Origin of the sequence: Enterobacter cloacae complex sp. P47BA, assembly GCF_014930485.1 — a bacterium.
Lineage (GTDB): Bacteria > Pseudomonadota > Gammaproteobacteria > Enterobacterales > Enterobacteriaceae > Enterobacter > Enterobacter bugandensis.
Genome location: NZ_JADBRF010000009.1, coordinates 156,003 through 177,186, shown reverse-complemented (window position 1 = coordinate 177,186; position 21,184 = coordinate 156,003). Strand labels below are relative to the sequence as shown.

General features: G+C 55.4%; 20 protein-coding genes, 1 pseudogene and 1 other annotated feature. Of the genes and pseudogenes, 16 read left to right on the top strand and 5 right to left on the bottom strand.

Features of this window, described 5'->3' with window-relative positions; genetic code table 11:
* Positions 1-5: 5 nt before the first annotated feature.
* Complete coding sequence (gene arcA, locus IM299_RS11520) at positions 6-722, bottom strand: two-component system response regulator ArcA (protein WP_003856501.1); 717 nt, start codon at positions 720-722, stop codon at positions 6-8.
* A gap of 95 nt (positions 723-817) precedes the next feature.
* On the opposite strand from arcA, the gene yjjY reads away from it, so the two are divergent.
* The 7 genes from yjjY (at position 818) to IM299_RS11485 (ending at position 7,629) form a co-directional block, all read left to right on the top strand.
* Positions 818-958 (top strand): protein YjjY, encoded by a 141-nt coding sequence (yjjY, locus tag IM299_RS11515; RefSeq protein ID WP_085928893.1) that lies wholly within the window; start codon positions 818-820, stop codon positions 956-958.
* A 399-nt stretch (positions 959-1,357) separates the two neighbouring features.
* On the top strand, positions 1,358-2,044 hold the full coding sequence (locus IM299_RS11510) for a tRNA/rRNA methyltransferase (RefSeq protein ID WP_045259421.1): 687 nt from the start codon (positions 1,358-1,360) through the stop codon (positions 2,042-2,044).
* Between the two features lie 211 nt (positions 2,045-2,255).
* A complete protein-coding gene (gene thrL / locus IM299_RS11505; RefSeq protein WP_015572623.1) occupies positions 2,256-2,324 on the top strand; it encodes a thr operon leader peptide in 69 nt (22 codons plus the stop codon).
* Positions 2,263-2,380, top strand: a sequence feature (Thr leader region). It overlaps the preceding gene by 62 nt.
* A gap of 24 nt (positions 2,381-2,404) precedes the next feature.
* A complete protein-coding gene (thrA, locus tag IM299_RS11500; protein ID WP_193357506.1) occupies positions 2,405-4,867 on the top strand; it encodes a bifunctional aspartate kinase/homoserine dehydrogenase I in 2,463 nt (820 codons plus the stop codon).
* Between the two features lies 1 nt (position 4,868).
* Entirely contained in the window at positions 4,869-5,798 is a 930-nt protein-coding gene (gene thrB, locus IM299_RS11495; protein WP_041911275.1) for a homoserine kinase, read from the top strand.
* Between the two features lie 3 nt (positions 5,799-5,801).
* A complete protein-coding gene (gene thrC / locus IM299_RS11490; protein WP_193357505.1) occupies positions 5,802-7,088 on the top strand; it encodes a threonine synthase in 1,287 nt (428 codons plus the stop codon).
* A gap of 247 nt (positions 7,089-7,335) precedes the next feature.
* Positions 7,336-7,629 (top strand): DUF2502 domain-containing protein, encoded by a 294-nt coding sequence (locus tag IM299_RS11485; RefSeq protein WP_193357504.1) that lies wholly within the window; start codon positions 7,336-7,338, stop codon positions 7,627-7,629.
* Positions 7,630-7,661: 32 nt separating this feature from the next.
* On the opposite strand, the gene yaaA is transcribed toward IM299_RS11485, so the two are convergent.
* Positions 7,662-8,435, bottom strand: a complete 774-nt coding sequence (gene yaaA, locus IM299_RS11480; protein WP_193357503.1) for a peroxide stress protein YaaA — start codon at positions 8,433-8,435, stop codon at positions 7,662-7,664.
* 66 nt (positions 8,436-8,501) lie between these two features.
* Positions 8,502-9,932, bottom strand: a complete 1,431-nt coding sequence (locus tag IM299_RS11475; protein WP_182035112.1) for a sodium:alanine symporter family protein — start codon at positions 9,930-9,932, stop codon at positions 8,502-8,504.
* A 262-nt stretch (positions 9,933-10,194) separates the two neighbouring features.
* Here IM299_RS11475 and tal point away from each other — a divergent pair, with 262 nt between their 5' ends.
* The 3 genes from tal to IM299_RS11460 all read left to right on the top strand — a co-directional run bounded on the left by tal (position 10,195) and on the right by IM299_RS11460 (position 13,291).
* Positions 10,195-11,148: a transaldolase gene (gene tal / locus IM299_RS11470; protein WP_003856481.1), complete on the top strand. Its 954-nt coding sequence runs from the start codon at positions 10,195-10,197 to the stop codon at positions 11,146-11,148.
* Positions 11,149-11,258: 110 nt separating this feature from the next.
* On the top strand, positions 11,259-11,846 hold the full coding sequence (gene mog / locus IM299_RS11465) for a molybdopterin adenylyltransferase (protein WP_028015462.1): 588 nt from the start codon (positions 11,259-11,261) through the stop codon (positions 11,844-11,846).
* Between the two features lie 122 nt (positions 11,847-11,968).
* Entirely contained in the window at positions 11,969-13,291 is a 1,323-nt protein-coding gene (locus IM299_RS11460) for an MFS transporter (protein WP_028015463.1), read from the top strand.
* Here the strand turns inward: IM299_RS11460 and satP are convergent.
* Positions 13,268-13,834, bottom strand: coding sequence for an acetate uptake transporter (gene satP / locus IM299_RS11455; protein WP_041911269.1), 567 nt, complete (start codon positions 13,832-13,834; stop codon positions 13,268-13,270). The genes IM299_RS11460 and satP overlap by 24 nt on opposite strands.
* A 297-nt stretch (positions 13,835-14,131) precedes the next feature.
* Between satP and dnaK the strand changes: the two genes are divergently transcribed.
* From dnaK to nhaR, 4 genes are all read left to right on the top strand, one after another.
* Positions 14,132-16,045 carry a molecular chaperone DnaK gene (gene dnaK / locus IM299_RS11450; RefSeq protein WP_028015465.1) on the top strand — a complete coding sequence of 638 codons (1,914 nt, stop codon included), beginning with the start codon at positions 14,132-14,134 and terminating at the stop codon, positions 16,043-16,045.
* Positions 16,046-16,132: 87 nt separating this feature from the next.
* Positions 16,133-17,278 (top strand): molecular chaperone DnaJ, encoded by a 1,146-nt coding sequence (dnaJ, locus tag IM299_RS11445; RefSeq protein WP_008502040.1) that lies wholly within the window; start codon positions 16,133-16,135, stop codon positions 17,276-17,278.
* 169 nt (positions 17,279-17,447) lie between these two features.
* The gene (nhaA, locus tag IM299_RS11440) at positions 17,448-18,623 is read left to right on the top strand and encodes a Na+/H+ antiporter NhaA (RefSeq protein WP_041911268.1); all 1,176 of its coding nucleotides are present in this window, start codon (positions 17,448-17,450) and stop codon (positions 18,621-18,623) included.
* Positions 18,624-18,681: 58 nt separating this feature from the next.
* Entirely contained in the window at positions 18,682-19,581 is a 900-nt protein-coding gene (gene nhaR, locus IM299_RS11435) for a transcriptional activator NhaR (protein WP_028015467.1), read from the top strand.
* A gap of 57 nt (positions 19,582-19,638) precedes the next feature.
* On the opposite strand, the gene rpsT is transcribed toward nhaR, so the two are convergent.
* Entirely contained in the window at positions 19,639-19,902 is a 264-nt protein-coding gene (gene rpsT, locus IM299_RS11430; RefSeq protein WP_003856458.1) for a 30S ribosomal protein S20, read from the bottom strand.
* Between the two features lie 101 nt (positions 19,903-20,003).
* Here rpsT and IM299_RS22915 point away from each other — a divergent pair.
* Both IM299_RS22915 and ribF read left to right on the top strand, forming a co-directional pair.
* Positions 20,004-20,222: pseudogene (locus IM299_RS22915) on the top strand (DUF2575 domain-containing protein).
* Between the two features lie 7 nt (positions 20,223-20,229).
* On the top strand, positions 20,230-21,156 hold the full coding sequence (gene ribF, locus IM299_RS11425; RefSeq protein WP_028015468.1) for a bifunctional riboflavin kinase/FAD synthetase: 927 nt from the start codon (positions 20,230-20,232) through the stop codon (positions 21,154-21,156).
* Positions 21,157-21,184 lie beyond the last annotated feature (28 nt).

The window sequence follows — 21,184 nt, the reverse complement described above, 5'->3', positions numbered from 1 at the left end:
CGGGATTATTCCTGCAGATCACCGCAGAAACGGTACCCTTCGCCGTGGATGGTGGCGATGATTTCCGGCGTATCAGGCGTCGATTCGAAATGCTTACGAATACGACGGATGGTCACGTCTACGGTACGGTCATGAGGCTTCAGCTCACGACCAGTCATTTTCTTCAGCAGTTCTGCACGGGATTGAATTTTGCCCGGATTTTCGCAGAAGTGCAGCATCGCGCGGAATTCGCTGCGCGGCAGCTTATACTGCTCACCGTTCGGGCTAATCAGCGAACGGCTATTGATATCAAGTTCCCAGCCGTTGAATTTGTAGCTGTCGACGCTACGACGCTCTTCGCTGACCGTGCCCAGGTTCATGGTGCGGGACAGCAGGTTGCGTGCACGAATGGTTAACTCGCGAGGGTTGAACGGTTTGGTGATGTAGTCATCCGCACCGATCTCCAGGCCAAGAATTTTATCAACTTCGTTATCACGGCCCGTCAGGAACATTAACGCGACGTTCGCCTGTTCACGCAGTTCGCGCGCCAGCAGAAGACCGTTTTTGCCCGGCAGGTTGATATCCATGATCACCAGGTTGATATCATTTTCAGAAAGGATCTGATGCATCTCTGCGCCATCGGTCGCTTCAAAGACATCGTAGCCTTCTGCTTCGAAAATGCTCTTTAACGTGTTGCGTGTTACCAACTCGTCTTCAACGATAAGAATGTGCGGGGTCTGCATGTTTGCTACCTAAATTGCCAACTAAATCGAAACAGGAAGTACAAAAGTCCCTGACCTGCCTGATACATGTCGCAAATTAACATGATCGGCTTAACGTGACTAAAGTACGTAATTGCGTTCTTGATGCACTTTCCATCAACGTCAACAACATCATTAGCTTGGTCTTGGGTACTTTCCCTTTGGACCCGACAGTGTCAAAAACGGCTGTCATCCTAACCATTTTAACAGCAACATAACAGGCTAAGTGACACCAGACACCCAATAAAACTACGCTTCGTTGACATATATCAAGTTCAATTGTAGCACGTTAACAGTTTGATGAAATCATCGTAGCCGAATGCTAGCCTTTGTCACAATTTTTCAATAAACCAACTAGTTGCGGAGATTGATTTATAAACAAAGCGAATCCAATCAGAACAGGGTATTCACGTTGCCATTATCATTATAAAACATAGGGATAATATGCTTCTGTTAACATTCTAACTGATTGTTCAGACACAAAATAGTTTAGCGTCTTTAATTTGTTATGAAACGCTATTTCGGTGATTTGTGTTGCAAATTTGTAAATTCGTGCTGCGTAATATGTTGAAGTGCATCACACTTTTCTCCGCTAACTGATTAAAAAGAGAGCATAAATGCATCTGTCGATTGTACTGGTCGCTCCAGCCAGAGCCGAAAATATAGGCGCTGCGGCGCGTGCCATGAAGACCATGGGTTTTACCGATTTACGTATTGTGGACAGCACTGCGCACCTGGAGCCTGCCGCCCGCTGGGTGGCGCACGGTTCGGGGGATATTCTCGATAATATAACGACTTACGCTACGCTTGCCGACGCGCTGCATGACATTTCATTTACCGTTGCCACCACAGCACGCAGCCGGGCGAAGTTTCACTACTACGCCACGCCTGCTGAACTGGTGCCCATGCTGGAAGAGAAAAGCCAGTGGCTTGAGAAAGCCGCGCTGGTATTTGGTCGTGAAGATTCCGGGCTCACCAACGAAGAGCTTGAGCTGGCGGACGTTCTCACCGGTGCGCCGATGGTAGCCGATTATCCTTCCCTGAATTTAGGCCAGGCGGTAATGGTCTATTGCTATCAATTAGCTTCCCTAATGCAAATCCCTCAACCCCAGACAGAAGCCGCCAATGAAAATCAGCTGGCCGCGCTTCGTGCTCGCGTAGAGCGTCTTTTATCGAGCCTTGGCGTTGCGGACGATCAAAAAATGGCCGACTGGCTACAGCAGCGCCTTGGACGTCTTGAGCAGCGGGACACCGCCATGTTGCACCGTTTGCTGCACGATATTGAAAAAAAATTGGCCGAGTAAAATGCTGTCATAAGTTTTTACTATGGCGAAAAGGTCTGTCGTTGAGGGTTGCGGGTGGGGGATCCGGATGAAAATAAAACGTCACGCAGCGTGACGTGAACGTCCGCGGAATTGTGATCAAATTAAAAATTCATTGACTTAAGGTGCCCGATCCTTTAACCCTAAAAGAATACAGCACAGACAGATAATAATGACAGAGTACACAACATCCATGAAACGCATCAGCATCACCACCATTACCACAACCATCATCATTACCACAGGTAACGATGCGGGCTGACGCGTACAGGAAAAACAGAAAAAAGCCCGCACCTGAACAGTGCGGGCTTTTTTTTCGGCTAAAGGAAACGAGGTAGAACCATGCGAGTGTTGAAGTTCGGCGGTACATCAGTGGCAAATGCAGAACGTTTTCTGCGTGTTGCCGATATCCTGGAGAGCAACGCCAGGCAGGGGCAGGTTGCGACCGTGCTTTCTGCCCCGGCAAAAATCACAAACCATCTGGTGGCGATGATTGAAAAGACCATCGGTGGCCAGGATGCACTCCCGAACATCAGCGATGCTGAGCGTATCTTCGCCGAGCTGCTGCAGGGGCTGGCAGAGGCACAGCCTGGTTTCCCGCTCGCGCAGCTGAAGTCTTTCGTTGAGCAGGAGTTTGCTCAGATCAAACATGTGCTGCACGGCATCAGCCTGCTGGGCCAGTGCCCGGACAGCGTCAACGCGGCGCTGATCTGCCGGGGCGAAAAACTCTCCATCGCCATCATGGCGGGCGTGCTGGAAGCGCGCGGCCACAACGTTACCGTGATCAATCCGGTTGAGAAATTGCTGGCAGCGGGCCACTACCTCGAATCTACCGTTGATATTGCCGAATCAACCCGCCGTATTGCCGCGAGCAAAATCCCCTCTGACCATATGATCCTGATGGCGGGCTTTACCGCCGGGAACGAGAAGGGCGAGCTGGTAGTGCTGGGCCGTAACGGCTCCGACTACTCTGCCGCCGTGCTGGCCGCCTGTTTACGCGCAGACTGCTGTGAGATCTGGACTGACGTCGACGGCGTCTATACCTGCGATCCGCGCCAGGTGCCGGACGCCAGGCTGCTGAAGTCGATGTCCTACCAGGAAGCGATGGAGCTTTCCTACTTCGGCGCCAAAGTGCTTCACCCGCGTACCATCTCCCCGATTGCCCAGTTCCAGATCCCTTGCCTGATTAAAAACACCGGTAACCCGCAAGCGCCGGGTACGCTGATTGGCGCGAGTACCGATGAAGACGGACTGCCGGTGAAAGGCATCTCCAACCTCAACAATATGGCGATGTTCAGCGTCTCCGGTCCGGGGATGAAAGGGATGGTTGGCATGGCGGCACGCGTGTTTGCGGCCATGTCCCGCAACGGTATTTCGGTGGTGCTGATCACCCAGTCCTCTTCCGAATACAGCATCAGCTTCTGCGTGCCGCAGGCTGACTGCCTGCGCGCCCGCCGTGCGCTGGAGGAAGAGTTCTTTCTGGAGCTGAAAGAAGAGCTGCTGGAGCCGCTCGCAATTCAGGAGCGTCTGGCGATCATCTCCGTGGTGGGCGACGGTATGCGCACCCTGCGCGGTATCTCCGCCAAATTCTTTGCCGCGCTGGCGCGCGCCAATATCAATATCGTGGCGATTGCCCAGGGCTCGTCAGAGCGTTCAATTTCTGTTGTTGTGGATAACGACGATGCCACCACTGGCGTGCGCGTGGTTCACCAGATGCTGTTCAACACCGATCAGGTTATCGAGCTATTCCTGATTGGCGTGGGCGGCGTCGGCGGTGCGCTGCTGGAGCAGGTGAAGCGCCAGCAGGAGTGGCTTAAGAAAAAGCACATCGATCTGCGCGTCTGCGGAATTGCGAACTCGAAAGCGCTGCTTACTAACGTTCACGGTCTGAACCTGGAGAACTGGCAGGCGGAGCTGGAAGAGGCAAAAGAGCCGTTCAACCTGGGGCGCCTGATCCGTCTGGTAAAAGAGTATCATCTGCTTAACCCGGTCATCGTCGACTGTACCTCGAACCAGGCGGTGGCCGACCAGTACGCGGACTTCCTGCGCGAAGGTTTCCACGTGGTGACGCCGAACAAAAAGGCCAATACCTCGTCGATGGATTACTATCACCAGCTGCGACTGGCGGCGAGCAAGTCGCGCCGCAAGTTCCTGTACGACACCAACGTGGGGGCGGGCCTGCCGGTTATCGAGAACCTGCAGAACCTGCTTAACGCGGGCGACGAACTGCAGCGTTTCTCCGGCATTCTCTCCGGCTCTCTGTCGTTTATCTTCGGCAAGCTGGACGAAGGGATGAGCCTCTCGGAAGCCACCCGCGCCGCGCGCGAGCTGGGCTATACCGAGCCGGACCCGCGTGACGATCTCTCCGGTATGGACGTGGCGCGTAAGCTGCTGATCCTCGCGCGCGAAACGGGCCGTGAGCTTGAGCTTTCCGATATCGTGATTGAACCCGTGTTGCCAGCCGAGTTTGACAGCAGCGGTGACGTCAGCGCCTTTATGGCCAGGTTGCCGCAGCTTGACGACGCGTTTGCCGCCCGCGTGGCGAGAGCCCGTGATGAAGGTAAGGTATTGCGCTATGTTGGCAACATTGAAGAAGATGGCGTGTGCCGGGTGAAGATTGCCGAAGTGGATGGCAACGACCCGCTGTACAAAGTTAAAAACGGCGAAAACGCCCTCGCGTTTTACAGCCACTATTATCAGCCACTGCCGCTGGTGCTTCGCGGCTATGGCGCAGGGAATGATGTGACGGCGGCGGGCGTGTTTGCCGACCTGCTGCGTACCCTGTCATGGAAGTTAGGAGTTTAAGATGGTTAAAGTATATGCCCCGGCTTCCAGCGCCAATATGAGCGTCGGATTTGACGTGCTGGGTGCGGCGGTGACGCCGGTGGACGGTTCGCTGCTGGGCGATACGGTAACGGTTGAGGCGGCAGAAAGCTTCAGCCTGAATAACGTCGGCCGTTTCGCCAGTAAGCTGCCGCCTGAACCACGCGAGAATATCGTTTATCAGTGCTGGGAGCGCTTCTGTCAGGAGATCGGCAAAAACGTGCCGGTTGCCATGACGCTGGAAAAAAGCATGCCGATTGGCTCGGGCCTGGGCTCCAGCGCCTGCTCGGTTGTCGCCGCGCTGGTGGCGATGAACGAGCACTGCGGCAAGCCGCTGAATAATAGCCGTCTGCTGGCGCTGATGGGCGAGCTGGAAGGGCGCATCTCCGGCAGTATTCATTACGATAACGTGGCGCCGTGCTTCCTCGGCGGCATGCAGCTGATGATTGAAGAAAATGGCATCATCAGCCAGCAGGTGCCAGGGTTTGATGAATGGCTGTGGGTGCTGGCCTATCCGGGCATCAAGGTCTCTACCGCGGAAGCGCGTGCCATCCTGCCTGCGCAGTATCGTCGCCAGGACTGTATCGCCCACGGGCGTCATCTGGCGGGCTTTATTCACGCCTGCTACACCCGCCAGCCGCAGCTGGCGGCGAAGCTGATGAAAGACGTCATTGCCGAGCCGTACCGTACGAAGCTGCTTCCTGGCTTTAACGAGGCGCGACAGGCTTCAATGGATATCGGCGCGCAGGCGTGCGGCATCTCCGGCTCCGGCCCGACGCTGTTCGCCCTGTGCGATAAGCCAGACACCGCGCAGCGCGTGGCGGACTGGCTCTCTAAACACTACCTGCAAAATCAGGAAGGCTTTGTTCATATTTGCCGTCTGGACACGGCTGGCGCACGAGTACTGGGATAACGAATGAAACTCTACAACCTTAAAGATCATAACGAGCAGGTCAGCTTCGCGCAGGCGGTGACTCAGGGGCTGGGCAAAAATCAGGGGCTGTTTTTCCCGCACGACCTGCCGGAATTTCAGCTGACCGAAATCGATGAGCTGCTGAAGCTGGACTTTGTCACCCGCAGCACCAAAATTCTGTCTGCGTTTATTGGCGATGAAATCCCGCAGGAGCTGCTGGAAGAGCGCGTGCGTGCGGCGTTTGCTTTCCCGGCTCCGGTTAAGCAGGTGGAGCCTGACGTCGGTTGTCTGGAGCTGTTCCACGGCCCGACCCTGGCGTTTAAAGACTTCGGCGGCCGCTTTATGGCGCAGATGCTGACCCACATCAGCGGCGACAAGCCGGTGACCATCCTGACCGCGACCTCCGGTGATACCGGTGCGGCGGTGGCACACGCGTTCTACGGCCTGAAAAACGTCCGCGTGGTGATCCTCTATCCGAAAGGCAAGATCAGCCCGTTGCAGGAAAAACTGTTCTGCACCCTCGGCGGCAACATTGAAACCGTGGCGATCGACGGCGATTTCGATGCCTGCCAGGCGCTGGTCAAGCAGGCGTTCGATGATGAAGAGCTGAAGGCCGCGCTGGGGCTGAACTCGGCGAACTCCATCAACATCAGCCGCCTGCTGGCGCAGATCTGCTACTACTTCGAAGCGGTGGCTCAGCTGCCGCAGGAAGCGCGCAATCAGCTGGTAGTTTCGGTACCAAGCGGCAACTTCGGCGACCTGACGGCGGGGCTGCTGGCGAAATCTCTCGGTCTGCCGGTGAAACGCTTTATCGCTGCCACCAACGCCAACGATACCGTGCCGCGCTTCCTGAAAGACGGCAAATGGGCGCCTAACGCCACGCAGGCGACGCTCTCCAATGCCATGGACGTGTCGCAGCCGAACAACTGGCCGCGCGTGGAAGAGCTGTTCCGCCGCAAGGTGTGGCGTCTGGGTGACCTGGGCTACGCTGCGGTGGCGGACGAAACCACCAAAGCCACCATGCGCGAGCTGAAAGCGGTGGGCTACACCTCTGAGCCGCACGCGGCAATTGCTTACCGCGCGCTGCGCGACCAGCTTAACCCGGGTGAATATGGCCTGTTCCTGGGCACCGCGCATCCGGCGAAGTTCAAAGAGAGCGTGGAAGATATTCTGGGCGAAACGCTGCCGCTGCCAAAAGAGCTGGCCGAGCGCGCCGACCTGCCGCTGCTGTCTCATGAGCTGCCGGCGGATTTCGCGGCACTGCGGAATCTGATGATGACGCGCGCGTGATTTTGTTGCCCGGTGGCGCTACGCCTTACCGGGCCTACAACGACGAGATGACCGTAGGCCGGGTAAGCGCAGCGCCACCCGGCTTTTTTATGAAGAAATTAAGGAGAAAAATTGCAGGAAAAAAGCAGAAATTCCCAATAAATGCGGTCACTTAGCGTTTAGGATTGCAGAGAATAACATCCACCGTTCCCCTCGCGTACTCTCCTTACATCGGCCCACGTTGGGCAAGAAGAATAAGGAGTCACCTGTGTCTACACTAAAACCTGCACTCATTGCGCTTTCTCTGGTGCTGGTCGCCCCCATGGCGGTACAGGCATCTGAAATTACTCTCGTACCTGCGGTAAAACTGCAGATTGGCGATCGGGACAATAGCGGGCATTACTGGGATGGCGGCCGCTGGCGCGACCACGACTGGTGGAAGACGCATTATGACTGGCGCGATAACCACTGGCGTCCGCATGACGAGCATCGCGATCGTGATGACCGACACGACCATCATCACGACGACCACCGTCCGGGCCCGGACTGGAAGCACCATTAACGCAAAACCCCGCCAGATGGCGGGGTTTAGTTTTACTGCTCGTGGCGCTTAAATACCAGCTCACCTTTCCCTGACGACGCCTCGTCAAAGAAATAGCCGTCGGTGTTGAATCCCGTTAACTGCTCCGGCTTCGTCAAGCGGTTCTGAATGATGTAGCGGCTCATCAGGCCACGCGCTTTTTTCGCATAGAAGCTGATGACCTTGAACTTGCCGTTCTTCTCATCAAGGAAGATCGGCTTAACGATCTCCGCGTTCAGCTTTTTCGGCTTCACCGACTTGTAGTACTCATCGGATGCCAGGTTAACCACCACGTTATCACCCTGAGCATGCAGCGCCGCGTTCAGCTTGTCGGTGATGATGTCGCCCCAGAAATGGTAAAGGTCTTTGCCTTTGGCGTTTTCCAGGCGAATCCCCATCTCCAGACGATATGGCTGCATCAGATCCAGCGGGCGCAGTACGCCATACAGGCCCGACAGCATGCGCAAATGCTGCTGGGCAAAATCAAAGTCGGCTTCGCTAAAATCTTCCGCCTGCAGGCCGGTGTAAACATCGCCCTTAAACGCCAGGATCGCCTGGCGCGCGTTGGCGGGGGTGAAATCCGGGTGCCACTCGTGGAACCGGGTCGCGTTCAGGTCTGCCAGCTTGTCGCTGATGCTCATCAGCGAGGCGATTTGCGGCGCAGAGAGCTTGCGCGCTTCGCGGATCAGCTGTTGCGAATAGTCCAGCAGTTCTGGCTGGGTATAACGCTCGGTGGCGAGCGGGCTCTGGTAGTCGAGCGTTTTTGCAGGTGAAATCAGAATCAGCATATCCAGTCCTTGCAGGAAATTTAGAGCGACTTTAACAAAAAATCGCCCTGAATTGATCGATAGCTGTTATCGCCGGGGCAAATCATCCCAGGTGCCGGGGGCAAGCTGTGACTGAATTTCGGGATAGCGTGCGGCATCAAATACCGGGGGAACGCCCAGCTTGCGCTGGCGAAGATAATCCCTGGCAATAAGGTTCACAACGGGCGAGAGCAGCAGGATCGCCGTCAGGTTAGTGATTGCCATTAGCGCCATAATGACATCCGCCAGCTGCCAGACCAGCGGCATATTCAGAAGGGAGCCCGCGATCACCATCAGTACTACGCCCAGGCGAAGCAGGAGGATGGCAGGACGAGAGTCGTATTTCAGGAAGATAAGGTTATTTTCGGCGTACAGGTAATTCACCACAATCGAACTGAAGGCGAACAGCATCAGAATGAGCGAGACAAATCCCGAACCCCAGCCGCCGGTCAGGTTCACCAGCGCCTGCTGGAGAAGCTGTATTCCGTCGATATCCGAGTCATGCGCCACAGGACCGGCCAGCAGGAGGATCATGGCGCTGGCGGAACAGATAATAACGGTATCCATAAACACGCCTATCATCTGCACGATACCCTGCGCTGCCGGGTGCGGCGGCCAGGAAGAGGCGGCCGCGGCGGCGTTGGGAGTGGAGCCCATCCCGGCTTCATTGGAGAACATGCCTCGCTGAAAACCTGCCATCAGCGCCTGGCTCAGGGTGTAACCCAGCGCGCCTGACGCCACCTCACGCCAGCCAAAGGCGCTTTTAAAGATGGTCGCAATCACGCCCGGAACCTGGTCGGCATGCAGCGCAGCGACGACCAGGCTTGCGGCAACCCAGAGCAGCGCCATGATGGGAACCAGCCACTGCATTATGCGGGCAACGCCTTTCAGGCCGGCAGAAATGGTGAGCAAAACAAAGAGGGCTAAACCGATGCCGGTGATCCACTCCGGGCAGGAGAAGGTATAGCGCAGGGCATGGGCGACGGAGTTTGACTGCACGGTATTAAAAATAAGACCGTACGCGAGCAGTAAAAAAAGCGAGAACAGAACGCCCATCCAGCGCATTCCTAAGCCACGCGCCATATACCAGGCCGGACCGCCGCGAAACTGCCCGTTTCTGTCTTTCTCTTTGTAGAGCTGCGCGAGCGAACTTTCGGCAAAAGAGGTAGCCATTCCGAGAAGCGCCGTTACCCACATCCAGAACACAGCGCCTGGCCCACCGGCGCTGATGGCCAGCGCAACGCCCGCCAGGTTTCCGCTACCGAGGCGGGCAGCCAGGCTGGTACACAGCGCCTGGAACGACGTTAATCCGCCCGGCTGGGGCGTGACGCTGTTTTTCAGACTTCTGCCAAACTTGCGAATATAGCGAAACTGGATAAACCCACTGCGTAGCGTAAACCAGATACCTGCTCCCAGAAGCAGGTAGATCATTATCGAACCCCAGAGGACTTCGTTAATAAAGAAAAGGAAATCAGGCATTAACGTCCCTCTTGTTGATGCCAACGTGAATATGTAAGCGCTACCACTGATTGGGCATGCTGTTGCTTAGCAGCCTGTTAATATTTTGAGTTTATCATACTCTGCCTAAGCGCACTGTCTGCGGTTGCGCTACCCCTCCGTCGTGTTATCATCAGGGCAGACCGGTTACATCCCCCTAACAAGTAAACCTGTCATTTTTCCGCTGCAGGCATGCTGTCGGTAGCGTGAATTATCCAGGGCACGTTAAAAGAGAAACACTATCATGACGGATAAATTGACCTCCCTTCGTCAGTTCACCACTGTCGTAGCTGACACCGGAGATATCGCGGCAATGAAGCTGTACCAGCCGCAGGATGCCACAACTAACCCTTCTCTGATCCTTAACGCCGCACAGATCCCTGAGTATCGCAAACTGATTGACGAGGCTGTGACCTGGGCGAAAGCACAGAGCAATGACCGTGCGCAGCAGGTTGTGGATGCTACCGATAAACTGGCAGTGAACATCGGTCTGGAAATCCTGAAGCTGGTTCCGGGCCGTATCTCTACCGAAGTGGATGCACGTCTCTCCTACGACACCGAAGCGTCAATCGCGAAAGCAAAACGCCTGATCAAACTGTACAACGATGCGGGCATCAGCAACGACCGTATCCTGATCAAACTGGCGTCGACCTGGCAGGGCATTCGCGCTGCCGAGCAGCTGGAAAAAGAAGGCATCAACTGTAACCTGACCCTGCTGTTCTCCTTCGCGCAGGCGCGTGCATGTGCGGAAGCAGGCGTGTACCTGATTTCTCCGTTCGTGGGCCGTATTCTGGACTGGTACAAAGCCAACACCGACAAGAAAGAGTACGCGGCGTCTGAAGATCCAGGCGTGATTTCCGTGACTGAAATCTACGAATACTACAAACAGCATGGCTATGAGACCGTGGTTATGGGTGCAAGCTTCCGTAACGTGGGCGAAATCATTGAGCTGGCTGGCTGTGACCGTCTGACCATCGCCCCTGCGCTGCTGAAAGAGCTGGCAGAAAGCGAAGGTGCTATCGAGCGTAAGCTGTCTTACACCGGCGAAGTGAAGGCGCGCCCGGAGCGCATCACCGAATCCGAGTTCCTGTGGCAGCACAACCAGGATCCAATGGCTGTAGACAAACTGGCGGACGGTATCCGTAAGTTTGCTATCGACCAGGAAAAACTGGAAAAAATGATCGGCGACCTGCTGTAATCATTCTGCGTGACCGGGCTCCCGGTCACGCGTCTTCTTCTGTCCTCTGTCTGAATTTTCCCTCTGCGTGTATCATTCCCATTAATCAGTACTTTTTGAATGGAATGGATATGAATACCTTACGCATCGGCTTAGTGTCGATTTCTGACCGCGCCTCCAGCGGCGTTTACCAGGATAAAGGCATCCCTGCTCTGGAAGAGTGGCTGGCAAGCGCGCTGACCACCCCGTTTGAGATCCAGACTCGCCTTATCCCCGACGAACAGCCGATCATTGAGCAGACCCTGTGTGAGCTGGTGGATGAGATGAGCTGTCATCTTGTGCTAACCACGGGTGGAACCGGCCCCGCGCGTCGTGACGTGACGCCGGACGCGACGCTGGCTATCGCCGACCGAGAAATGCCGGGCTTCGGCGAACAGATGCGCCAGATCAGTCTACACTTTGTCCCGACGGCAATCCTTTCCCGCCAGGTGGGGGTGATCCGCAAACAGGCGCTGATACTGAACCTGCCGGGGCAGCCAAAGTCGATCAAAGAGACGCTTGAAGGATTAAAAGCCGAGGACGGTCGCGTCATCGTGCACGGCATATTTGCAAGTGTACCGTATTGTATACAGCTGCTTGACGGGCCGTACGTGGAAACTGACGACAAAGTGGTAGCAGCATTTCGTCCTAAAAGCGCACGCCGCGAGACAATCTCCTGAAATTTACTAAAATGTGACATTAGCGCCAGCTGCAGTAGCGTGTAAATGGATTTACGATATAGTAATTTTTTCTTTACGATTGCTGTAAAAAATAATCCACAACACATGCACAATGGTTCGCTATGTCACATAACACCCGACCTCTGAATCGACAGGACTACAAAACGCTTACGCTCGCCGCCTTAGGTGGCGCGCTGGAGTTTTACGACTTCATCATCTTTGTCTTCTTCGCCGCCGTGGTGGGGGCGCTCTTCTTCCCGGCGGATATTCCGGAATGGCTGCGTCAGGTGCAAACCTTCGGCATCTTTGCTGCCGGGTATCTGGCACGTCCGCTGGGCGGCATCGTCATGGCCCACTTTGGCGATCTTGTCGGGCGTAAGAAGATGTTTACCCTGAGCATCCTGCTGATGGCGGTGCCGACGCTGGCGATCGGCCTGCTGCCCACCTATGCCTCCATGGGCATTCTCGCCCCGCTATTGCTGCTGCTGATGCGCATTCTTCAGGGCGCGGCCATCGGCGGGGAAGTGCCGGGGGCCTGGGTGTTTGTGGCGGAGCACGTTCCTGCCCGCCGCATCGGGATCGCCTGCGGAACGTTAACGGCGGGGCTGACCGTCGGGATCCTGTTGGGGTCGGTGGTAGCGACGATAGTCAACACCAGCATGACGCAGCAGGCCGTGCACGACTGGGGCTGGCGTATTCCGTTCCTGCTGGGCGGGGCGTTCGGCCTGGTGGCAATGTACCTGCGCCGCTGGCTGCAGGAGACGCCGATTTTCCTCGAAATGCAGCAGCGTAAAGCGCTGGCGCAGGAGTTGCCGGTCAAAGCCGTTGTGGTGCGTCATAAAAAAGCGGTGGTGGTGTCGATGCTGCTCACCTGGCTGCTGTCGGCGGGCATCGTGGTGGTGATTTTGATGTCGCCGGTGTGGCTGCAGAAACAGTACGGTTTCGCCCCTGCAGTGACCTTACAGGCAAACAGTATTGCGACAATCATGCTCTGCTTTGGCTGTCTGGCCGCCGGGCTGGCGGCGGATCGTTTCGGTGCCAGCCTGACCTTTATTGTCGGCAGCCTGCTGCTGGCCGCGTCGAGCTGGGCGTTTTACCATCTTGCGGGCAGCCATCCTGAACAGCTGTTCCTGCTGTACGGCGTGGTCGGACTGTGCGTGGGCGTCGTGGGGGCTGTGCCTTACGTCATGGTGCGCGCCTTCCCGCCGGAGGTTCGCTTCACCGGGATATCGTTCTCTTATAACGTCGCGTATGCCATTTTCGGCGGGCTGACGCCGATAGTGGTCACGGTGATGATGGGGGTGTCGCCGATGGCGCCTGCCTGGTATGTACTCGCGCTCTCGCTGATGGGGCTGGGATTAGGGGTTTGGCTTCGTCAGGCGGGGGAATATCGTGCCCGCGAGGCGGGCACGACAGAGGGATCAGTGTTTTTCACCAATAGGTAAAATGGTGCGGTCAAACTGTTCGTTCAGCACTTCACCCATTGCCAGGTAGATAGCGCTTGCGCCGCACACCAGGCCAATCCAGCCTGCTACGTGAACGATGCCTTCGTTATCCGCCAGGTGGCCAATTGCCAGCAGGGCGAACAGTACGGTCAGGCTCAGGAAGACGAACTGCAGCGCGCGGTTGCCTTTCAGGGTGCCGAAGAACATGAACAGGGTAAAGACGCCCCACAGGCCCAGATAGACGCCCAGGAAGTGGGCGTTTGCCGCGTCTGCCAGGCCCATTTTAGGCATCAGCAGGATGGCGACCAGGGTCAGCCAGAACGAGCCGTAAGAGGTGAAGGCGGTTAAGCCGAAGGTGTTGCCTTTCTTATATTCCAGCAGGCCCGCGAAGATTTGCGCGATACCGCCGTAAAAAATGCCCATCGCCAGGATTACGCCGTCCATCGGGAACATCCCGATGTTGTGCAGGTTCAGCAGAATGGTGGTCATGCCAAAACCCATCAGGCCCAGCGGAGCCGGATTAGCCAACTTAGTGTTGCCCATAAGTCCTCAAAAAAAATCATCATTAAAATGGTGAAATGGTTAAACCCGCGTCAATACTCCCTGACGGGGCGCGGCATCATAATGGGCGGCATCGACGCCGTCTATGATCTCATCAGGGTGAAATTAAAATTTTTTTTATGCTTGCCCCTTGATGGATGCCGTCGCGACCCCATCTTGTAGTCAACCGCAGTGTGTGGACCTGAAAAAAATCAAATCTGGGCAGTTGAAAAAGCACGTTCTGCCCTTATTACAGGTACACAACCACATGTTGACTGAATTTTTAGTGGAGACGTTTAGATGGGTAAAATTATTGGTATCGACCTGGGTACTACCAACTCTTGTGTAGCGATTATGGACGGCACTACTGCACGCGTGCTGGAGAACGCCGAGGGCGATCGCACCACGCCTTCTATCATTGCTTATACCCAGGATGGTGAAACTCTGGTTGGTCAGCCGGCTAAACGTCAGGCAGTGACAAACCCGCAAAACACCCTGTTTGCGATCAAACGCCTGATTGGCCGCCGCTTCCAGGACGAAGAAGTTCAGCGTGACGTTTCTATCATGCCTTACAAAATCATCGCAGCAGATAACGGCGATGCGTGGCTTGATGTGAAAGGCACCAAAACGGCACCACCGCAGATCTCTGCTGAAGTGCTGAAAAAAATGAAGAAAACCGCTGAAGATTACCTGGGTGAGCCGGTAACTGAAGCTGTTATCACCGTTCCTGCTTACTTCAACGATGCTCAGCGTCAGGCAACCAAAGATGCTGGCCGTATCGCAGGTCTGGAAGTAAAACGTATCATCAACGAACCAACCGCGGCTGCACTGGCTTACGGTCTGGATAAAGAAGTCGGCAACCGTACTATCGCGGTTTACGACCTGGGTGGTGGTACCTTCGATATCTCTATTATCGAAATCGACGAAGTTGACGGCGAAAAAACCTTCGAAGTTCTGGCAACCAACGGTGATACCCACCTGGGTGGTGAAGACTTCGATACCCGTCTGATCAACTACCTCGTTGACGAGTTCAAGAAAGATCAGGGCATTGACCTGCGTAACGACCCGCTGGCGATGCAGCGCCTGAAAGAAGCCGCTGAGAAAGCGAAGATCGAACTGTCTTCTGCTCAGCAGACCGATGTGAACCTGCCGTACATCACCGCAGACGCGACCGGTCCTAAACACATGAACATCAAAGTGACCCGTGCGAAACTGGAAAGCCTGGTAGAAGACCTGGTGAACCGTTCTATCGAGCCGCTGAAAGTTGCACTGCAGGATGCTGGCCTGTCTGTATCTGACATCCAGGACGTTATCCTGGTGGGTGGTCAGACCCGTATGCCAATGGTTCAGAAGAAAGTGGCTGAATTCTTTGGTAAAGAGCCACGTAAAGACGTGAACCCGGACGAAGCGGTAGCTATCGGTGCGGCGGTTCAGGGTGGTGTATTGACTGGTGAAGTGAAAGACGTACTGCTGCTGGACGTTACCCCGCTGTCTCTGGGTATCGAAACCATGGGCGGTGTGATGACTGCGCTCATCAACAAAAACACCACCATCCCAACCAAGCACAGCCAGGTGTTCTCTACCGCTGAAGACAACCAGTCTGCGGTAACCATCCATGTGCTGCAGGGTGAGCGTAAGCGTGCGTCTGATAACAAGTCCCTGGGTCAGTTTAACCTGGACGGCATCAACCCGGCACCGCGCGGCATGCCGCAAATCGAAGTTACCTTCGACATCGATGCTGACGGTATCCTGCACGTGTCTGCGAAAGACAAAAACAGCGGTAAAGAGCAGAAGATCACCATCAAGGCATCTTCTGGCCTGAATGAAGCGGAAATCGAAAAAATGGTTCGCGATGCCGAAGCTAACGCGGAATCCGACCGTAAGTTCGAAGAGCTGGTTCAGACCCGTAACCAGGGTGACCATCTGCTGCACAGCACCCGTAAGCAGGTTGAAGAAGCGGGCGATAAACTGCCAGCGGAAGACAAAACTGCTATCGAAGCTGCACTGACCGCGCTGGAAACGTCTCTGAAAGGCGAAGACAAAGCGGATATCGAAGCGAAGATGCAGGAGCTGGCACAGGCTTCCCAGAAGCTGATGGAAATCGCTCAGCAGCAGCACGCACAGCAGCAGGCAGGCGCTGACGCTTCTGCGAACAACGCGAAAGACGACGACGTTGTCGACGCTGAGTTCGAAGAAGTTAAAGACAAAAAATAATCGCCCTGATGCAGGGTAATTAATCGGCACGGGCGTAGGAGAACTCTCCACGCCCGTGCTCGCATGTTAAGGGGCTTAAAAAAACCAATGGCAAAGCAAGACTATTACGAGATTTTAGGCGTTCCGAAAACTGCGGAAGAGCGTGAAATCAAAAAGGCGTATAAGCGCCTGGCCATGAAATTCCACCCGGACCGTAACCAGGGTGACAAAGAGGCTGAAGCAAAATTTAAAGAGATCAAAGAAGCCTACGAAGTCCTGACTGATGCACAAAAACGTGCGGCCTATGACCAGTACGGCCACGCGGCCTTTGAACAGGGCGGCATGGGCGGCGGTGGATTCGGTGGCGGCGGCTTTGGCGGCGGTGCGGATTTCAGCGACATCTTTGGCGACGTGTTCGGCGATATCTTCGGCGGCGGTCGTGGTCGTCAGCGCGCAGCGCGCGGCGCAGACCTGCGCTACAACATGGATCTCACTCTTGAAGAGGCCGTTCGTGGCGTCACGAAAGAGATCCGTATCCCGACGCTGGAAGAGTGTGACGTTTGCCACGGCAGTGGCGCGAAAGCGGGTACCCAGCCACAGACCTGTCCAACCTGTCATGGCTCCGGCCAGGTACAGATGCGTCAGGGCTTCTTCGCGGTACAGCAGGCCTGTCCGCACTGTCACGGACGCGGTACGCTGATTAAAGATCCGTGCACCAAGTGTCACGGCCATGGTCGCGTTGAGAAAACCAAAACCCTGTCCGTTAAGATCCCGGCTGGCGTTGATACGGGCGACCGCATCCGTCTGGCGGGTGAGGGCGAAGCAGGCGAGCACGGCGCGCCGGCAGGCGATCTGTACGTTCAGGTTCAGGTGAAGCAGCACGCCATCTTCGAGCGTGAAGGCAATAACCTGTACTGTGAAGTGCCGATCAACTTTGCGATGGCGGCTCTCGGCGGTGAAATCGAAGTGCCGACGCTGGACGGTCGCGTCAATCTGAAAATCCCTGGTGAAACCCAGACCGGCAAGCTGTTCCGCATGCGCGGCAAAGGCGTGAAATCCGTTCGCGGTGGTGCGCAGGGCGACCTGCTGTGCCGCGTCGTCGTGGAAACGCCGGTTGGCCTGAACGACAAGCAGAAACAGCTGTTGAAAGAGCTTCAGGAGAGCTTTGGCGGCCCAACGGGTGAGAAAAACAGCCCGCGCTCCAAAAGCTTCTTTGATGGCGTCAAAAAATTCTTCGATGATTTGACCCGCTAATTCGTTAGCTGTGTCTAACTTCAAAAAGCCCGGAAGCGATTCCGGGCTTTTTTTTGCAGTTATAGATCGGTAAAACTGAGTCTATACGCAATATTAATCTGTTTTTGCCGAGTTATTTGGCTTGGTATTATGGTTTTATCGAGGTATCGTTGTAAAAGAGAGAATATAAATGAAATTACTACACCGTTTCTTTAGCAGTGAGGCGTCCGGTGGTGTGATCCTGATTATTGCCGCGGCCGCCGCGATGGTGCTGGCTAACCTGGGCATGACCCGCGATCTCTATCACGCATTTCTGGAAACGCCCGTCGAGCTGAAGGTCGGAGCGCTGGAAATTAACAAGAACATGCTGCTGTGGATCAACGATGCGCTAATGGCGGTGTTCTTCCTGCTCGTTGGTCTTGAGGTTAAGCGCGAGCTGGTGCTAGGTTCGCTAGCCAGCCGCCAGCGCGCGGCGTTCCCGGTTATTGCCGCGCTCGGTGGGATGGTCGTTCCAGCGCTGCTCTTTCTCGCATTTACCTGGCAGGATCCTGTCGCGCGTGACGGCTGGGCGATCCCGGCCGCAACGGATATCGCCTTTGCGCTCGGTGTCTTAGCTCTGCTCGGCAGCCGCGTGCCGGTTGCGCTGAAAATCTTCCTGATGGCGCTGGCGATCATTGATGACCTGGGCGCCATTGTGATTATCGCGCTGTTCTACACCAGCGATCTGTCGATCCTGTCCCTGAGCGTGGCCGCCGGGGCGATTGCGGTGTTGGCGGTGCTGAACATCTTCAACGTTCGCCGCATCGGTATCTATATCCTGGTGGGGATGGTGCTGTGGACGGCGGTGCTGAAATCCGGCGTGCACGCCACGCTGGCCGGCGTGATTGTGGGCTTCTTCGTGCCGCTTAAGCCGCAGGACGGTAAGTCACCCGCTAAACAGCTGGAACACGTGCTGCACCCGTGGGTCGCCTTTATGATCCTGCCGCTGTTTGCGTTTGCCAACGCGGGCGTTTCCCTGCAGGGGGTCACGCTGGACGGGCTGACGTCTGTCCTGCCGCTGGGGATTATTGCCGGGCTGTTTATCGGTAAGCCGCTGGGGATCAGCCTCTTCTGCTGGCTGGCGCTGAAGATGAAGCTGGCATCGTTGCCGAACGGTACAACCTTTAGTCAGATCATGGCCGTCGGCATACTGTGCGGTATTGGATTCACCATGTCGATCTTTATCTCGACGCTGGCGTTTGGTGCAAACGCGCCAGAGCTCATCGTCTGGGCGAAACTCGGCATTCTCATTGGGTCATTACTGGCGGCAGTGATTGGGTATACTTTGTTGAAGGTGAAGTTGTCCGGACAGGCCGTCCAGGCATAACGGAACACCGGGAGAAGGTCACTCTTCTCCCGATACACACTCAGGGAGCGAAGACGCGATGCCTCATTTGAATTACAACCATCTTTACTACTTCTGGCACGTTTACAAACAGGGCTCGGTCGTGGGGGCTGCAGAGGCGCTTTACCTGACGCCGCAAACCATCACCGGGCAAATCAAAGCCCTTGAAGAACGGCTGCAGGGTAAGCTCTTCAAGCGCAAGGGCCGTGGGATTGAGCCCAGCGAACTGGGTGAACTGGTTTTCCGCTATGCGGACAAAATGTTTACCCTGAGCCAGGAGATGCTGGATATCGTCAACTACCGCAAAGAGTCGAACCTGCTCTTTGACGTGGGGGTGGCGGATGCACTGTCCAAACGGCTGGTAAGCGGCGTGCTGGATGCCGCCGTGGTAGAGGATGAACAAATCCATCTGCGCTGCTTTGAATCCACCCACGAGATGCTGCTGGAGCAGCTGAGCCAGCACAAGCTGGACATGATTATCTCGGATTGCCCCATCGACTCCACGCAGCAGGAGGGGCTGTTCTCGGTGAAAATTGGCGAATGCGGCGTCAGCTTCTGGTGCATCAATCCACCGCCGGAGAAACCTTTCCCGGCCTGTCTGGAAGAGCGTCGCCTGCTGGTGCCGGGCAGGCGTTCCATGCTCGGACGCAAGCTGCTGAACTGGTTTAATTCGCAGGGGCTGAACGTGGAGATCCTCGGTGAGTTCGACGATGCGGCGCTGATGAAAGCCTTTGGCGAAGCGCATAATGCGATCTTCGTGGCGCCAACGCTCTACGCGCACGATCTCTATTCAGACGATAAGATTACGGAGATTGGCAGAGTAGATAACGTGATGGAGGAGTACCACGCCATTTTCGCCGAAAGGATGATTCAACACCCGGCGGTGCAACGAATCTGCAACCGTGACTACTCGGCGCTGTTTACGCCACCGGCATTCTGAATACATAAAAAAACCCGCGTTAAGCGGGTTCTTTAAACAAGCAACAACAAGTAGCGATTAAGCCAGTTTGTTGATCTGCGCGGTCAGGTTTGCTTTATGACGCGCTGCTTTGTTTTTGTGGATCAGACCTTTAGCAGCCTGACGATCCACGATTGGTTGCATTTCGTTAAATGCGTTCTGCGCTGCAGCTTTGTCGCCAGCTTCGATTGCTGCGTATACTTTCTTGATGAAAGTACGCATCATAGAGCGACGGCTTGCGTTGTGCTTACGAGCCTTTTCAGACTGAACGGCACGTTTCTTAGCTGATTTGATATTAGCCAAGTCCAACTCCCAAATATGTTCTATGTGGACAATTCAAAGGCCGAGGAATATGCCCTCTTTGCCTTCTTTTGTCAATGGATTTGTGCAAATAAGCGCCGTTAATTAGCGACGCTACGTTACGTAGTGATGGCGCAGGATTCTACCAGCTTGTCTTTCGTGAATACAGCCTTTCGGCGTAAAAATCGCAGTTCACGGGCAGATTTTTTCGCTGTGAAAGGTCAGCCTGATGAAATCATTACGGCTTTCTGTTTTGCGCGAACAATCGCCGGTTAACCTTAACCGCTGTACAAGGTATACTTTGGCGATTTTCACTGTTTTGAGCCAGACATGAAGCTGATACGCGGCATACATAATCTCAGCAGAGCGCCACACGGGTGCGTGCTGACCATTGGTAATTTCGACGGCGTGCATCGTGGTCATCAGGCGCTGTTGCAGGGATTGCGTAAAGAAGGGGAGGCCCGTGGCCTGCCCGTTGTGGTGATGATTTTCGAGCCACAGCCGCTGGAGCTGTTCGCGGGCGATAAATCTCCCGCTCGCCTCACTCGCCTGCGCGAAAAGTTGCGCTACCTGGCGGAGTCCGGCGTGGACTACGTATTGTGTGTGCGTTTCGATCGCCGCTTTGCCGCACTGACAGCACAAAATTTTGTCAGCGACCTGCTGGTTAAGCGTCTTGGCGTTCAGTTTCTCGCCGTGGGGGATGATTTCCGCTTTGGCGCTGGTCGTCAGGGCGATTTCTTGCTATTACAGAAGGCTGGTCTGGAGTACGGTTTTGACGTCACCAGCGCGATGACCTTCTGTGAAGGCGGCGTGCGCGTCAGCAGCACGGCGGTGCGGCAGGCGCTGGCTAATGATGAACTGGAGACGGCAGAAAATTTGCTGGGCCATCCGTTCACCATCTCTGGCCGCGTGGTTCATGGCGATGCGCTGGGCCGCACGATTGGTTTCCCGACGGCGAATATACCGCTGCGTCGTCAGGTTTCCCCGGTTAAAGGGGTCTATGCGGTGGAAGTGGCAGGACTGGGCGATAAGTCGTTTTACGGCGTTGCCAACATTGGCACGCGTCCTACCGTTGCCGGTGTGCGTCAACAGCTAGAAGTGCACCTGCTGGACGTTGTAATGGACCTTTATGGTCGCCATATAGATGTAATACTGCGTAAAAAAATACGCAACGAGCAGCGATTTGCTTCGCTGGATGAACTTAAGGCGCAAATCGCGCGAGATGAATTAACGGCCCGCGAGTTTTTTGGGCTTTAGAACCGGCTTAACTGCCTACGTGATAAAT

Bases quoted from the DNA above. Each gene is read 5' to 3' on its own strand.
- arcA (WP_003856501.1), bottom strand. From the start codon at position 722: ATGCAGACCCCGCACATTCTTATCGTTGAAGACGAGTTGGTAACACGC.
- IM299_RS11510 (WP_045259421.1), top strand. From the start codon at position 1,358: ATGCATCTGTCGATTGTACTGGTCGCTCCAGCCAGAGCCGAAAATATA.
- thrA (WP_193357506.1), top strand. From the start codon at position 2,405: ATGCGAGTGTTGAAGTTCGGCGGTACATCAGTGGCAAATGCAGAACGT.
- thrB (WP_041911275.1), top strand. From the start codon at position 4,869: ATGGTTAAAGTATATGCCCCGGCTTCCAGCGCCAATATGAGCGTCGGA.
- thrC (WP_193357505.1), top strand. From the start codon at position 5,802: ATGAAACTCTACAACCTTAAAGATCATAACGAGCAGGTCAGCTTCGCG.
- yaaA (WP_193357503.1), bottom strand. From the start codon at position 8,435: ATGCTGATTCTGATTTCACCTGCAAAAACGCTCGACTACCAGAGCCCG.
- IM299_RS11475 (WP_182035112.1), bottom strand. From the start codon at position 9,932: ATGCCTGATTTCCTTTTCTTTATTAACGAAGTCCTCTGGGGTTCGATA.
- tal (WP_003856481.1), top strand. From the start codon at position 10,195: ATGACGGATAAATTGACCTCCCTTCGTCAGTTCACCACTGTCGTAGCT.
- mog (WP_028015462.1), top strand. From the start codon at position 11,259: ATGAATACCTTACGCATCGGCTTAGTGTCGATTTCTGACCGCGCCTCC.
- IM299_RS11460 (WP_028015463.1), top strand. From the start codon at position 11,969: ATGTCACATAACACCCGACCTCTGAATCGACAGGACTACAAAACGCTT.
- satP (WP_041911269.1), bottom strand. From the start codon at position 13,834: ATGGGCAACACTAAGTTGGCTAATCCGGCTCCGCTGGGCCTGATGGGT.
- dnaK (WP_028015465.1), top strand. From the start codon at position 14,132: ATGGGTAAAATTATTGGTATCGACCTGGGTACTACCAACTCTTGTGTA.
- dnaJ (WP_008502040.1), top strand. From the start codon at position 16,133: ATGGCAAAGCAAGACTATTACGAGATTTTAGGCGTTCCGAAAACTGCG.
- nhaA (WP_041911268.1), top strand. From the start codon at position 17,448: ATGAAATTACTACACCGTTTCTTTAGCAGTGAGGCGTCCGGTGGTGTG.
- nhaR (WP_028015467.1), top strand. From the start codon at position 18,682: ATGCCTCATTTGAATTACAACCATCTTTACTACTTCTGGCACGTTTAC.
- ribF (WP_028015468.1), top strand. From the start codon at position 20,230: ATGAAGCTGATACGCGGCATACATAATCTCAGCAGAGCGCCACACGGG.